This window comes from Flavobacterium sp. HSC-61S13 (assembly GCF_024171535.1).
Classification (GTDB): domain Bacteria; phylum Bacteroidota; class Bacteroidia; order Flavobacteriales; family Flavobacteriaceae; genus Flavobacterium.
On the sequence record NZ_JALJZV010000024.1, the window covers coordinates 23,133 to 37,743 of the forward strand.

Sequence of the window (14,611 nt, forward strand, 5' to 3'; positions counted from 1 at the left end):
ATATCTTCTTATTATGCTTTCATTTTTAACTGACCTCGATTTAAATTATTTTTTTTAGTTGGATCGAAGTTTTAAAGCAGTTAATCAAGGCAGTGGAAAGCGTTTAAATAACAAGCGGATCGCAAAAACTCAATACAAATTATAAGCCTTATCATGATGAATCAAAACAATCAAAATACAACTGCTACGGAAAGTGCCGTGCCCTTTTCTAGCTCACTCAAAATACCCCTGTACCAGCCAAAAGCGGTGAAGGCCGCGGTTCCAACCCCACTAGCGGGAAAGGATTATTTGATTTTAATCGGTACCTTTTTGTTGTTGTTTGGAGCTATTTTCTTAGTGTATGAATTACAACCCAACTTTCAGCAAATTCACTTGGAACGCATGAAAACCTTTTGGGGTCCTATTTTAATGACCGTAACTGTTTGTTTATTGGCCAGCCAAATAGCCTTTTTGCTTTATATCTTTTATTTATATACCCGTTACAAAGCGGTTCCTTCGGTAACTGATGAGCTGTTGCCCACTTGTACCATAATCGTACCGGCCTATAATGAAGGTAAATTGGTATTGGAAACCTTGAGAAGTCTTGCTGCAAGTAATTATCCGAGCGAGAAAATGCAATTGATTTCCATCGATGACGGAAGCAAGGACGATACTTGGGAATGGATGCTTCGAGCAAAAAGTGAATTGGGAGATCGATTATCTATATACCAACAACCGAAAAACCTAGGTAAAAGACATGCTTTATACCGTGGATTTAAACTCGGAACCAGCGAAGTATTCGTTACGGTAGATAGTGATTCGATTGTTAAACCGGATACGTTGCGAAATTTGGTTAGCCCCTTTGTAACTAATGAACAATGTGGTGCAGTCGGTGGTAATGTCCGTGTATTAAACAATAAAAAAGCGATCATACCAAGAATGCTAAACGTCAGTTTTGTGTTTAGTTTTGAATTTATCCGATCGGCACAAAGCGTGTTGGGGACTGTTTTATGTACTCCCGGAGCATTAGCCGCGTACCGCAAAGATGCCGTGATGAATTGTTTGGAGGATTGGATGAATCAAACCTTTATGGGGCAACCTACGGATATCGGTGAAGATAGAGCCATGACCAATATGATTTTAAAACAGGGCTACAAAGTTTTGTTTCAACGTGATGCCTTGGTGTTAACGAATATACCAGAAAACTATACCAGTCTGTATAAAATGTTTATTCGTTGGGAGCGCAGTAATGTGCGTGAGAATATCATGATGAGTAAGTTTGCTTTTAAAAACTTTAGAAAAGGTCCTAAAACCGGTTCTAGAATATTATTAATCAATCAATGGATTAAAGTGATTATGGCTTATCCGATGATCTTGCTGATGTTGTTTTTTGTGTTTACACATCCGATTTTGTTTTTGAGTTCAGCCTTGTTGAGTATTTTTATATTCTCTAGTATACAAGTGATCTTTTATTCGAAACGATATACCATTGTAGAATCATTTTGGGTTTATCCATATAGCATCTTTTATACGTTTACCCTGTTTTGGATTACCCCTTATGCCATAGCTACAGCGAATCGCAGAGGTTGGTTGACCCGTGGACTACCCAAAACCGAAACGTCCGATCTCTAAAACAGTACTGTTCTTAAACCATAAAAAGCTCAAGCCAACGCGTCAATTGCCCGTTAGCTTGAGCTTTTTGCGTTTTTAAGCGCTGTCTTTAGAGATCCAAAGAGCTTTCGAAATCAGCACCTTTGGCATACTTTATGTATTTAACTTAATATAAAACAATTAATAGAACTATTCGACTCTATTAATTACTTAACTAAAATTTATTAACGAAATACAAAAGATATGACTTTACAACTTAGAAGTGTTTTTATTTTATTTTTTGCTTTTACTTTAAGCGGCTTTGCACAAAGTAACTGCAGAGAGTTGAGAGGTTGCGAACGCAAAATATGTGAGTTAAAAACCCAGTTAACCTATGCAAAACAATACGGTAGAACGGAACAAATTCGCGGGTTGGAAAAGGCTATCAAAGAGGTCGAAAGCAAGTGCTATTCGGGTACTGGAACGTATGCTGCAGCATTGGAAAAAAAAATACAGTCCAAAGAGAAGAAAGTTCAGGAACGTACCGTTGAATTAAATCAAGCTATTCAGGAAAAACAGAAAAGCGAAAAGATTGAGAAGAAAAGAAAAAAACTTGCAGAGGCTCAACACGAATTAGAAACGCTCAAGAAAAACAATTAATAAAATCAAGGCTAGAGATTACTAAAAGCGATCTTTAGCCTTACGATTTTAAAAATCTTAGAGTATATCGCTTAAAAATACTCCAAAATGTTTTTTATAACTGCGTGAAAAATAATCTACATTCACATAGCCTAGAGCAAAGGCAATTTCGCTTATTGACTTATAATTTCCAGATTCTACCATAGTTTGTGCTAATAACATTTTTTCATTCCTAAAAAAATTCACTGGGGTAGTACCGTAGATTTGTTTGTATAGTTTTCTGTATTTAGATACAGACATGTGCGCGACCTCTACTAGAGCATCAAGTCCTAAAAAAGGGATGGTTAGGTCTGATAACAAATATTCATGACTTTTTATTACCGCCATTCGATCTCGTTCAGTAATGACACTTGTTTCAATCATTAAGGAACTCTGACGTTCTAAGAAATAGGCTAATAAATTATAGATAATCCCCGTTAATAACAGTTCATAATGCGGGCTATCTACTCTTTGCTTCTTCAGTTCGTATAACAAAGCTTTGCTTTTGCTATCGATGGAACCGTAGAAAAAATTTTGTTTTTTTGTAATAATTTCCATGAATTTCTCATCCAGACCGCGTTCCTTTAACGAGGATAGCACAAAAGACTTTCCGATTAATATTCTCATGGAGAACTCTCTGTTGTAGGCCTTGGACATATAGGAACTCTCTACCTTACTATCTAAGATTGCAAAATCCAATAAAGAATTGTCTCCTACCTTGTGTTTGATGTTGTCCACAATATGAATGTTGTTGTAATCCGATAAATCGTAATACAAAATCCAGAAATCTTCTTCAACGGGTTTGCGCGTAAATAAAATGGATTTACTTAAAACCAGGTCAAATAATACCACATGCATTTCGGGTAAAATTTGGTGCGTAAATACCAGTCCTTCACCCAGCTGTTTGGGGATATGCAACAAATTATTCTGAATAACTTCCCCGCCGAGCATGGCTGCCAATTCTTCAAGCCACAAGGTACTTAACGAGTAGATATGATCAATTCTAACCAACGACTTCGATTCTTTCATAGAAGCAATTTTTGATATTCTTTAGGGAATAAGCCATAACTTTCTTTAAAACACTTCGCAAAGTATGAGGTACTACAGTAGTTCAGCTGATTAACGACCTCGTTAATCGTAAACTGCCGCGATTCTAACAATTCTTTACCTCTGTGTAATTTGTTGCGGTTAAAGTATGAAGCAGGCGTTGTACCCGTAATTTTAAAAAATAATTTTTTGTATTTAGACGCAGACATGGCGATATTTGATGACAATGAATCGATGCCTGGAAATCCACCTTCTAAATTATCGTATAACTGTACTTTAGACTTCAGTATATTTTCGAAATCCTCTTTGGTCACTTTGCCAATCACTATTTTATTTATGTCTAATTCCAATAAATACCTGTAGAATAAACGATTTACGACACTTTTAAAATGCAAGTCAAAGAAAGGACTGTTGTACGGGATCTTACGAAAGTTATTAATAATTTCTAAACTTTCGTTGCTGATTCTATCCGTGCGAATTAAGGTGTTTTTGGTTTCGTCAAAAATATCTTCAGCCTGTAAATCCCCCATGCCCTTTTTCTCGAACGCGGCTTTTAAAGCTGTTTTCTCCACAAAAATACCAATGGAGAAAATATTGCTACCCTTTTTAACCGTATAATCGTTAGCTAAAGCCACATCATTAATATACATGTTGTAGGTCCAGTTATCAATATTTTTGACCGTATTGTTAATCTTAAATGAAATTTCCAAATCAGTGATGATAAAAGATAAATGGACAAATCTGGTATCGGAGCTTTCAAAGCTGATGAACGCATCTTCCTTATAGTGAACATCAGACAATAAGGCTGAAAAGGGAGCAGCTCCCTCTAAGGTATAGTGTGTTCCTTTGTAAAATGGTGTATCCCCTTTTACAAAATTCCCATCTAATTTTCCCTCCATAGCTTGGGCTACCATCTCAACAATCAGTTGTCCAGGACTGTATGAATGCGCGAATATTTTCAATTTTTTAGACTTTTAAAAACTAATTTATTACTAAAATTACAAAATAAAAATTTTTACTTGAAAATATTTTGTACAAAAAAATGCAATCTGGTAAAAAATAGAACTATTTTTCAACTATTATTATTCGTTTGAAAACGTCCTACAGCTATACCATATAGCCCTCTATCCCTTAATCTTTATAGAAATTCAGCATTGTAAAAAGACTCGTGTTGGGTCAAAAAAAAACAAAAGAGGCCGTCTTGAACAGACAACCTCTTTTGCTATTTTTATTTAGCATTTACAAAGTCTGATTAATATTAGTTAGCGCTTTAAAAACAACCTTATGAATTCTGATTGTCCCTGTTGATGGTCAATCGGTCATGCATTTTGGATCACTTTTTAAGTTCAAGAGTTCCGGGAGCTTCAAGTTCTACATCGTAGTTCTTACGACTCCCGTTCTCTATATAATGCATCAGACATTGCGCTTGCTAATTTCTATAAGTCTAATACGATAAATTCACTTCTACGGTTTTCTTGATGTTCTTCTTCAGAACATTTGACGCCGTTTTTACATCTGTTAATCAGTTGTGATTCTCCATATCCTCTACCGGTCACGCGTTTTTTCGCAATACCTTGATCAATAATCCATTGAACCGTTGATTTGGCTCTACGATCCGATAAACTCATGTTGTAGGCATCTTTACCTCTACTGTCGGTATGCGATCTGACATCGATTTTCATTTCAGGATATTGCAATAGAACTTCCACAATTTTCGCCAATTCTAAAGCGGCATCGGGACGAATATTTGACTTATCAAAATCAAAGAAGATCGGTTCCATTTTTAACACTTTAAACAAATCGTCTCCTTTTTTGACTTCAATTCTGTTTTTCTCTAGACCAAAATCCACTAAGGTTTCGCCGTTTTCCATCGGTAATTTCACAGCAATTTCTGCCGTATTAAATCCGTCCAAACTGGCATTGATTCTAATTCGGTCTCCGCAGTTTAAAGCATCAAATCGATATAATCCATTGGCATCAGACACGGTTTCTGCTAGAGCAGTAAAATCTCCATCCATTAAAATCAGGTTGGCTCCTGGTAGGGGCTCGTTGCTACGCTTGTCGTAAACCATACCGTGAACATTTTGCAAACATTTTAAGTTTAGGCGTCTTGTCTCAAGAAAGGAGTAGATATCATCGTTCCCGATTCCATGGTCTCGATTCGAACTCAAGAAACCTTTTCGGGTTTCAAAGTTGATGTAGTACGCAAAATCGTCTAGAGGACTATTTGCTGGAGCTCCTAAGTTTTGGACTTCCGAAAAACTTCCATCTGCACGAATCTCGGCTACATAAATATCCATCCCGCCCAATCCCGGACGTCCATCTGTTGAAAAATACAGTTCATTATCTGGCGTGATAAAAGGAAAAGTCTCTCTTCCTTCGGTATTGATCAGATCACCCAAATTGATGGGTTCACCGAAACTTCCACCCGTAAGAATGGCAACTTTATAAAGATCTGATTGGCCGACACCTCCTTCTCTATCGGAAGCAAAATACATCCAATTTCCATCTGCTGTCAAAGCGGGGTGTGCCGTACTAAACTGATCCGAGTTAAAAGGTAAGGCCTGCACATCGCTCCATTTTCCATCTTTTAAAGTAGCTTTATAGATTTTTAGCAAAGTGGTTTGCTTCGAATCTTTACCGCGTTTGCCATTTAGAAAATTATTTCGTGTAAAGTACATCGTATTTCCATCCGCACTGAAGACTGGCGTGGATTCATTGAATTTACTTCGCACTTCCTTCGCGAACGGTTTCGTTTCCCCTACACTTCCATCCGATTCTATACTAGCAGCATATAAATTGGTAAATGATGCTCCGGTCCAACTGTGAATCTTTTTAGAAATACTACCTGTATCCCGAGCCGTGGTGAAAATCAATTGATCTTTATAAACCGTTGATCCGTAGTCTGAATAACTACTATTCATGTCGATATTCTTGATGTTGTAACGACCCGAATTGGCTTTGATTTCGGCCAAATAGTCTTTGTGTTCCGAAAAGATAACACCACGAGTATCGGCAATTTCTTGGATTCTGAACTTCTCTAAATAAGCGTCAGAATCTGCATACATTCCTACGGCTTTTAAGGTTTGCGCATAACGGTAATAGTATTCTGACGTCATTGGTTTATCACCAAGTTGTTCAAACATTTTTGCATACCATTTGTTGGCTTCCACCAATTTACCATTGAAGTAATACGAATCAGCCAAGTTACGTGACAAATTAGGCGACTCATATCCTTTTGAAGCGATGCGTTCGTAGATTTTTATCGCTTCGATATAAGCGTAATTATCCACATTTTTATCTCCTAGTTTTTCTTGATTTACCTGTGCTTGAACTCCAAGACTGATCAGTAAAAATCCAAAAACACCTATTTTATATAATTTTTTTATCATAGTGCGTTCAATTAAAAGAATCTTGGAGTAGTGATTCGGTTAAAGCGATTGAATAGTTCAAATCGCAAAAATATTTCGTGAGATCCCGAATTGTAATGTGCCAATTTGGTGGTTTCTGCATCATAGGCGTACCCGATAAATAATCCATCAGTCACTTGAAAGCCCAGTAGTCCACTAAATGCTGCATCCCAACGGTAAGCCGCTCCGACAACAAACTTTTCTTGAATCATAAAGTTTGCAGAGACGTCGACCTGTAAGGGAGCTCCTTGCACCCCTTTGACCAAAAAAGCCGGTTTTAATTTTAAACTTGGACTTAGGTCAAATACGTGTCCCCCGATCAAGAAAAAGTTCATTTTCTGTTTCATGGTCGTCACATCATTGTCGTCATAACGATCGGTTTCTAAAAAATTGGGTACCGAAAGTCCGACATAGGTTTTATCGGAATGTAAGTATAAACCCGCTCCTATATTAGGGCTAAATTGACTGCTGATGTTTTCTTGAAACATCACATCATTGGGATCGTAAATATCTAATTTACTATAATCTACATTTAGTAAATTGGCCGTTGCTTTAATACCAAAAGACAATTTGAATTTTTTATCTAAATCTATGGTATAAGAAAGATCGGCAGAAATATTGTTTTCATCCATAGCCCCGATATGATCGTTTATAAAGGAAACCCCCAGTCCTAATCTCGAATCACCCAGTGGGGTATGAACCGAAATATTAGCTGTTTTTGGCGCACCGTCAAGGCCTACCCATTGGGTTCGATACATTCCGAATACACTCATCACCCCGCGAGAACCTGCATAGGCAGGATTCACGTTAATGGTGTTATACATATATTGTGTGTATTGCGGATCCTGTTGGGCATCAGCTGGGAATACGACTCCTAAAAAAAGAATTCCTAAAGCTAAACCTTTGATTTTATCTGTTATTTTCATCTGTCTCGTTTTAGTTGTTTTCTAGGTGTAAATACCCAGATTTCTTAATCATGCGTGTGCCGTCTTTATCAGTATATTCGTAATTAACGATATAATAATAGGTTCCTGTCGGTAATTTGTCATTCTTTTTGACTGTTACCCTACCATCAGAATATCCTTTAAACACATTGTCATTCGAGTTATAATTAGAGGTATCAAACACCTTCACCCCCCAACGGTTGTAAATTTGAACCGTATTATTTGGATAGCGTTCGATATTGTCAATAATGAAGTAATCGTTTTCTCCATCGCCATTCGGACTCACTGCATTATAGATCACGACATCACCAACAGTTGCCTTTGCTTTTATTTTAGCCAAAGTAAAGACTCCGTAACCGTCGACTTCTGTAGGAGAGGTCACTGTTTTATTGCCTAGATCCACTATTCCCCCTTGGTCTACCCACCTATTTTGTTTGGAATCCCAACGTGCAATTCGCAAGGTATTTTCGATATCATCAAGCAACTCCGGTGGCGTGGTTCTGGTGTCCCAGCTCAACGTTAAAATAACATCGCTTTTACCGACCATTTTTTCAATGGTCCAATACTCTTTATTATCTATCAGCTCCAACTCATCTACTTTATTAGCATGAGGCTGTGCAGCATTAGAATTTTTAAAGTAGTACTTACCTAAAAACGCATCTTTAATTGCTGCTGGTGCAGAAATGTGAGCAAACCGATACATTCCCTCATCACCTATTGGATAAGTGAATGCGTCTCTTCCCACTTTTTCTACTTCCCCATCCGCATGACTTTTGTCAGAAGTATTGATCGCTTTGGCCCCATGTTCGAAAAGCATTGCTCCACTTAGGGAATCAATTTGAACGATTCCATCGGTAAAGTTAGCCGTACCGGATATACTCATATCATTTTGCAATTCAAAGGCCCGCACAGTAGTAGGGTTATTGAAAAGCACATCATAAAAACCACTGGGAGCAGATCCCTGCAAATTTTGTGTCGCTGCACTTCCATCATAGGGCTGAAAAACCGCATAGGAAGTTTTTTTATTGCCATCGAAAGTATATAGTCCCTCATTGGTAAAATGCGCGTAGAAATAAAATCCACCGTCATTTTGTACTGTAGCGCCTTTTTCGTTGACAAAAGAAAAAACAGTAGAAACGTCCGTCGTTGGAAGAATGCTAAATAGCCCTTCATTAACCGTTTGTCCAAATCCTAGCATAGAACTCAAAGACAAACACAACATATATTTATTTTTAGAAATTTTCATAGCTGTTTTATTTAACTTTTTGGTAAATCATCGGATTTGTGATCAACAAAGCATTTTCAGGAACTTCCGTCATCGTACAATCTGGACAGGTCGGATACTTGGGATCGGTCGGTGCTAAAGGATTTTTAGCCACTGATTGTACTGTTATGGTTTCTTGTTTCGGATTCTTTGCCGTAGCTGTGGCCAGATTATATACTTTTCCTTCCAACAAATCGTTGTCGGTAATAATATAAACCCCAGAGAACGTATTGGTATCGATTTGTCCAGCATTAAGCGATAATGGACCTCCATTAACGGAAATAAGAGGATCGTTAATTTGGATATTGGTCAAAGGGACATTTCCGGTATTTTCTACTTGAAAAGTGTACAAAATACGATCGCCAACTTCAGCAAATCCAGTGCCTCTCGGGTTTTCAAACGTACCGTGTTTGACTACTTTAAAAGTGGATATTTTGGGTTTATTTAAACAAAAATCATCAATTATACCCGTGTCATCACAATCAAATACCCTAACATCCGTAGTATTAACTGTACCGTTTCCCATGACCCCATAGTTGGGGTGCCCTGCAAAACAAAAGTGGTCGTTGTCTTCTGTGGTATAAATGGTAAAATACCCGCCCAGCTCTACATAAGTTGCTTTAGTACCCGGTACAAATCCATCGGGTACACGCGCATATTTCACATCGGTCATATAACTTGGAGTCGCCAGTTTTCCCGCGATTGCATATCCCCATAAATATACTGTACCGTCCTCTGTAATTGCTCCTGCTGATGGGTTTATAAATGAATTGTCGTTGGCATTGATAAAGGTGACATTCGTCAATTCCACACCTGCAGCACGTTGTACAATGGTCCAGCTTTTCACATCCAGGTTAGTACCATTACCCAATTGCGCCTTATAATTGTCACCAAATGCATATACTTTTTTATTCGCGCCATTTAAAGCATAGTAACTCACTCCTTTAAAGCCATCAACTGTATTTAATGTCATGGCAATCATCTTTAAATCACCAGCTGGAAACGGCAATGTCATTTTTTTAGGTGTCTTGATCACAGCTGGTGCTTTACCATCTGCTAAAGAGGCTTTATCTCCCCAGGTATAAAAGTCCCCTGAATTGGTTACCGCAAAAACGGCATGGGTCGTTACTTTTATAAATTTGACATCCACTAGATCTCCACCTCCTAAACCTCTAACCTTATTCCATCCATGCGGATCTGGTGTAGGCACTCCAAATATTCCAGAGGTAGCATCATTCGCAGAAGCGATATACACTTCACCTAGATTGGTTAACAAAGCCGTTACCCCTCCACCAGAGGTCATGTATTTAATATCGGTAGGCGTCACCCCCGTTGGTAAGGGTACTCCTGCAAATGCTGGTGTCCCTTTCATCAAAATAGGCAGAGCTCCTCTAACGCCTCCCCAAGAATACAAACCAGTAGTGGTTAACAAAAGGTATTGCGCAATGTTGGAACTTCGAGAACCCAACGACGCCAAAAGCGGGGTTCCGGTGTAGTTGTACCCGTTTTGTGGTGTTACTAAAACTGGAGTAGAATTTGTAGTACTCGGGTTACCAGCAGGTTCTGCCGACATACCAAATACGACAAATCCCTTTTCCGTTTTAAAAAGATTACTATATTGAGAACTTATTACCGGATCACTAAGTCCATCACATAAGTCAATAGCCTGTGCATACGTACTGTGACTTCCAAACCATCCTAACGTTAGAAAGAGGATTATAAAAAGTAAAAACTTCTCTTTGATCATATCGCCGACTGGCCCGTTAGAATTATTTTTTATTTCTAAACCTAAGCTCGCTTGGGGCAGAAATCCTTCCTGATTGTACTTTTTCATCATAGTTGTTTGTTTTTAAAAACAGTTTTTAAATTGAATTAGAATGTGCATACTCCTTAAAACCACTTCATCGTCCTTATTGCAGATTCCGTATAATTTGTTCGTTTTCAAAACTGTTTAATTTAATAAATATACTTTTCACTTTTTTAAGACTGCATAGCCCCCTACTCTAATTTCGAGTGCTATGCAGTATTTATATTTATTTAACCACAAATACTATATTCATATATGAAGCTCTTGTAGCTTTTCCAATCACCGTATAGGTTAGTATACCGTCAGCAGTTATGCTTAAGTTACTAAAAACAGCCGGGTCATAATACGTTACATAAAACTCTAATTCACTAGACCCTAGAACTGGGATAGATCCTGACGATCCTGCACTAGCAATCATTCCACCACCTAAACCGAATTGTGCTGTATACTCTGCATATAAATTTTTAGTTCTGACACCGTTCGTATTGGTATCAAAAATCACTGCTGGCATATAGAAGAATTTAGGCATCGCCGATTTAAGCGTTAATTCGTAATTTGTATTATCACCACCTACTTTTGGCGTCACAACCAAATCTGCAGTTGTCGATGTAACAGAAGAGGTCTTTTGATTAGCTTGATTTAAGTCTGCTTTATTAATCCAAGTAGGTCGACCCGAAGCATCTGTTGTTAGGACTAAGTTATTTCCTTCTGAATTCATATCAATTGGTCTAATAGTTCCGTCTAGAATTTTCTCTGAAGTCACAGCTCCTGTTTTAATATTAGCTGATACCGCTTTTAATAGTGAAGTACTTGGATCACCTTGTAAATCTAAATCAGTCGATGTGAATGCCTTACCATTGGTAATTGTTCCTGCATCAACCGTTGGCAATGCTGGTTTCCAGTTGGTTCCATCGAAGGTTAATACTTCATTGTTTCTCGGTGCAATTGCGCTTACCGGTACAGTTTGAATACGCTCTACTTTAGTATTAGTCGTTGGTCCAGTGACATCTCCTGCCAAAGTAACCGCTGTAGTTCCACTAGTAGCTACTGTATACGTTGTTATATCTCCATTCGTGTCAGGAGTTACTGTAACACCTGTACCTGCAGCTACAACAGTAGTTTTCTGAGCTGCTTGAATAGCTGCTTTAGAAACATTTACTTTGTATTCCGTATTGTTATTACCGGTCGATGAAGATACCGTGGTATTCTCACCATCAACAACCGTTACCGTTTTTTGTCCTGCTTGAATTGCATTGGTCAAATCTAATGCCGTAGAAGCTACCCCATTAACCGTAGTTACTAGTGAACTTCCCGTTATAGCATTAACCACACTCTCAACAAGATTCGCTTTAGCTACTACTCCGTTAACCGTAGATACCAATGTATTGGTTCCTTCTTTAGTTAAGGTATTTGAGATCGTTGGAATAAAGTTTGCTTTATCGATCCACTCCGTAGCAGTTGCACTAGCATTGGTAACCAACACTTGACCTGCAGCACCTGGCGTAATCGCCACTTGTACATCTCTTAAAGTAGCATTATTTCCATTGGTTACCGTAATTCCAGTTCCTGTTATACTTCCTTTCGTAGTTGGAACATTATTTAATTTCAGTACTAATTCGTCAATAGCATTTTGAACATTCACAGCTGTTAATCCAGATGTATTGTTGTTGTAAATGATATTACTCGCATTGGTATTGATTTCTGTCAGATTATTACCTAAGTTGTCTTTGAAGGTGTAGATACCATTAGCATAGGTTACGTTAACCATACTTGGATCTATTGTTGTAGTAACATCCGCTTCGTTTTTATAAGTATAGGTTCCGTTTCCATTTTTAACGAAGGTGGTTATCGTTTCACTCATTCCTACCAAATCTTTAATATTGATAGTCGTTGAATTTCCAGCCTCATCTTTAAAAGTAATGGTACCGTTTGCTGCATTAGCCGATAGACTCGTTAGGGTTTCAAAAGACTTAACAGCTGCTTTAATATCTACTGAAGTTACATTCTTCTTCTCATCCTGATAGGTTAAGATTCCAGTAGCTGGAGTATAACCTAGAATTGTTAAGGTTTCATTGGCTTGAACAATTTGCTCTAAGTTGATATTATGAACAGCACCTGCTTGATCCACATAAGTGAATTTAGTTCCGTCATAATACACATTTCCTCCTACATAGGTTCCGGTTAAGTTTAGAATCAATTTTTGTAATACCGTTGGATCTTGTATGATTTGTGTGAAATTACTAATCACATCGGCTGGAACATCAATCGTAGTTAAAGTACCGTTTTCAGATTTATAGACGTAAGTACCGTTGGCACCTTTAGTCAAGGTTGTGATGGTTTCCGCTCCTGCTGCTACCATCGATTTGATGTCAACCGTTACTGGATTACTCGCTTCGTTTAGATAGGTGATCGTACCTGCATTGTAATCCGCTGTTAAAGTCGTGATTGTTTCGAAGCTGTCGATCGCACTTTTAATATCAATACTCGTGATGTTTTTCTTCTCATCTTGGTACGTTAAGATCCCCGTAGCTTGATTGAAAGCCAAGATGGTCAAAGTCTCATTCGCTTGAACGATATCTTCAAAAATAATATTATGAACATTTCCTTGTTTGTCTACATAAGTAAATTGAGTTCCGTCGTAATATACGTTACCTCCTACATAGGTATTGGTCAAATACGTGATCAATTGTTCTAATACCGTCTTGTTTTTAATGATTTCTTCGAAATTATTGATCACATCTGCTGGCACATCGATTACCGTAACTGTTTTATCTTCAGAAGTATAGGTGTATTTTCCTTTACCGTTGTTGATTAAAGTAGTGATGGTTTCCGCTCCGGCTGCAACCATCGCTTTGATGTCAACCGTTACTGGATTACTCGCTTCGTTTAGATAGGTGATCGTACCTGCAGTGTAATCCGCTGTTAAAGTCGTGATCGTTTCAAAACTGTCTATCGCACTTTTAATATCAATACTCGTGATGTTTTTCTTCTCATCTTGGTACGTTAAGATACCCGTAGCTTGATTGAAAGCCAAGATGGTCAAAGTCTCATTCGCTTGAACGATATCTTCAAAAGTAATATTATGAACATTTCCTTGTTTGTCTACATAAGTAAATTGAGTTCCGTCGTAATATACGTTACCTCCTACATAGGTATTGGTCAAATACGTGATCAATTGTTCTAATACCGTCTTGTTTTTAATGATTTCTTCGAAATTATTGATGACATCTTCTGGCACATCGATTACCGTAACTGTTTTATCTTCAGAAGTATAAGTGTATTTTCCTTTACCGTTGTTGATTAAAGTAGTGATGGTTTCCGCTCCGGCTGCAACCATCGCTTTGATGTCAACCGTTACTGGATTACTCGCTTCGTTTAGATAGGTGATCGTACCTGCAGTGTAATCCGCTGTTAAAGTCGTGATCGTTTCAAAACTGTCTATCGCACTTTTAATATCAATACTCGTGATGTTTTTCTTCTCATCTTGGTACGTTAAGATACCCGTAGCTTGATTGAAAGCCAAGATGGTCAAAGTCTCATTCGCTTGAACGATATCTTCAAAAGTAATATTATGAACATTTCCTTGTTTGTCAACATAGGTAAATTTAGTACCGTCGTAATATACGTTACCTCCTACATAGGTATTGGTCAAATACGTGATCAATTGTTCTAATACCGTCTTGTTTTTAATGATTTCTTCGAAATTATTGATGACATCTGCTGGCACATCGATTACCGTAACTGTTTTATCTTCAGAAGTATAGGTGTATTTTCCTTTACCGTTGTTGATTAAAGTAGTGATGGTTTCCGCTCCGGCTGCTACCATCGCTTTGATATCTACCGTTACTGAAGTACCCGCTTCGTTCAAATACGTCATCGTACCCGCGGCATA

General features: G+C 37.9%; 9 protein-coding genes. 2 read left to right on the forward strand and 7 right to left on the reverse strand.

The window, feature by feature from the left end; all coding sequences use genetic code 11:
- The first annotated feature begins 153 nt into the window (after positions 1 to 153).
- Complete coding sequence (locus tag L1275_RS15915) at positions 154 to 1,611, forward strand: glycosyltransferase family 2 protein (RefSeq protein ID WP_253475731.1); 1,458 nt, start codon at positions 154 to 156, stop codon at positions 1,609 to 1,611.
- Between the two features lie 222 nt (positions 1,612 to 1,833).
- Positions 1,834 to 2,229, forward strand: a complete 396-nt coding sequence (locus L1275_RS15920) for a DUF1090 domain-containing protein (RefSeq protein ID WP_253475733.1) — start codon at positions 1,834 to 1,836, stop codon at positions 2,227 to 2,229.
- A gap of 57 nt (positions 2,230 to 2,286) precedes the next feature.
- Here the strand turns inward: L1275_RS15920 and L1275_RS15925 are convergent, their stop codons facing one another.
- From L1275_RS15925 to L1275_RS15955, 7 genes are all read right to left on the reverse strand, one after another.
- Entirely contained in the window at positions 2,287 to 3,276 is a 990-nt protein-coding gene (locus tag L1275_RS15925) for a helix-turn-helix transcriptional regulator (protein ID WP_253475735.1), read from the reverse strand.
- Entirely contained in the window at positions 3,273 to 4,256 is a 984-nt protein-coding gene (locus L1275_RS15930) for a helix-turn-helix transcriptional regulator (protein WP_253475737.1), read from the reverse strand. Before L1275_RS15930 ends, L1275_RS15925 begins: the two co-directional genes overlap by 4 nt.
- 474 nt (positions 4,257 to 4,730) lie before the next feature.
- Positions 4,731 to 6,686, reverse strand: coding sequence for an OmpA family protein (locus tag L1275_RS15935; protein ID WP_253475739.1), 1,956 nt, complete (start codon positions 6,684 to 6,686; stop codon positions 4,731 to 4,733).
- Between the two features lie 11 nt (positions 6,687 to 6,697).
- A complete protein-coding gene (locus L1275_RS15940; RefSeq protein WP_253475741.1) occupies positions 6,698 to 7,630 on the reverse strand; it encodes a type IX secretion system membrane protein PorP/SprF in 933 nt (310 codons plus the stop codon).
- Positions 7,631 to 7,640: 10 nt separating this feature from the next.
- On the reverse strand, positions 7,641 to 8,894 hold the full coding sequence (locus L1275_RS15945; protein WP_253475743.1) for a gliding motility-associated C-terminal domain-containing protein: 1,254 nt from the start codon (positions 8,892 to 8,894) through the stop codon (positions 7,641 to 7,643).
- A 7-nt stretch (positions 8,895 to 8,901) separates the two neighbouring features.
- Positions 8,902 to 10,749, reverse strand: coding sequence for a hypothetical protein (locus L1275_RS15950; RefSeq protein WP_253475746.1), 1,848 nt, complete (start codon positions 10,747 to 10,749; stop codon positions 8,902 to 8,904).
- 196 nt (positions 10,750 to 10,945) lie between these two features.
- Positions 10,946 to 14,611, reverse strand: a 3,666-nt coding sequence (locus L1275_RS15955) for a hypothetical protein (protein ID WP_253475749.1), incomplete at its 5' end; no start/stop codon positions are given.

What these genes read in the sequence shown, in the direction of transcription:
- L1275_RS15915 (WP_253475731.1), top strand. Translation starts at nt 154, where the DNA reads ATGATGAATCAAAACAATCAAAATACAACTGCTACGGAAAGTGCCGTG.
- L1275_RS15920 (WP_253475733.1), top strand. Translation starts at nt 1,834, where the DNA reads ATGACTTTACAACTTAGAAGTGTTTTTATTTTATTTTTTGCTTTTACT.
- L1275_RS15940 (WP_253475741.1), bottom strand. Translation starts at nt 7,630, where the DNA reads ATGAAAATAACAGATAAAATCAAAGGTTTAGCTTTAGGAATTCTTTTT.
- L1275_RS15945 (WP_253475743.1), bottom strand. Translation starts at nt 8,894, where the DNA reads ATGAAAATTTCTAAAAATAAATATATGTTGTGTTTGTCTTTGAGTTCT.
- L1275_RS15935 (WP_253475739.1), bottom strand. Translation starts at nt 6,686, where the DNA reads ATGATAAAAAAATTATATAAAATAGGTGTTTTTGGATTTTTACTGATC.
- L1275_RS15925 (WP_253475735.1), bottom strand. Translation starts at nt 3,276, where the DNA reads ATGAAAGAATCGAAGTCGTTGGTTAGAATTGATCATATCTACTCGTTA.
- L1275_RS15950 (WP_253475746.1), bottom strand. Translation starts at nt 10,749, where the DNA reads ATGATGAAAAAGTACAATCAGGAAGGATTTCTGCCCCAAGCGAGCTTA.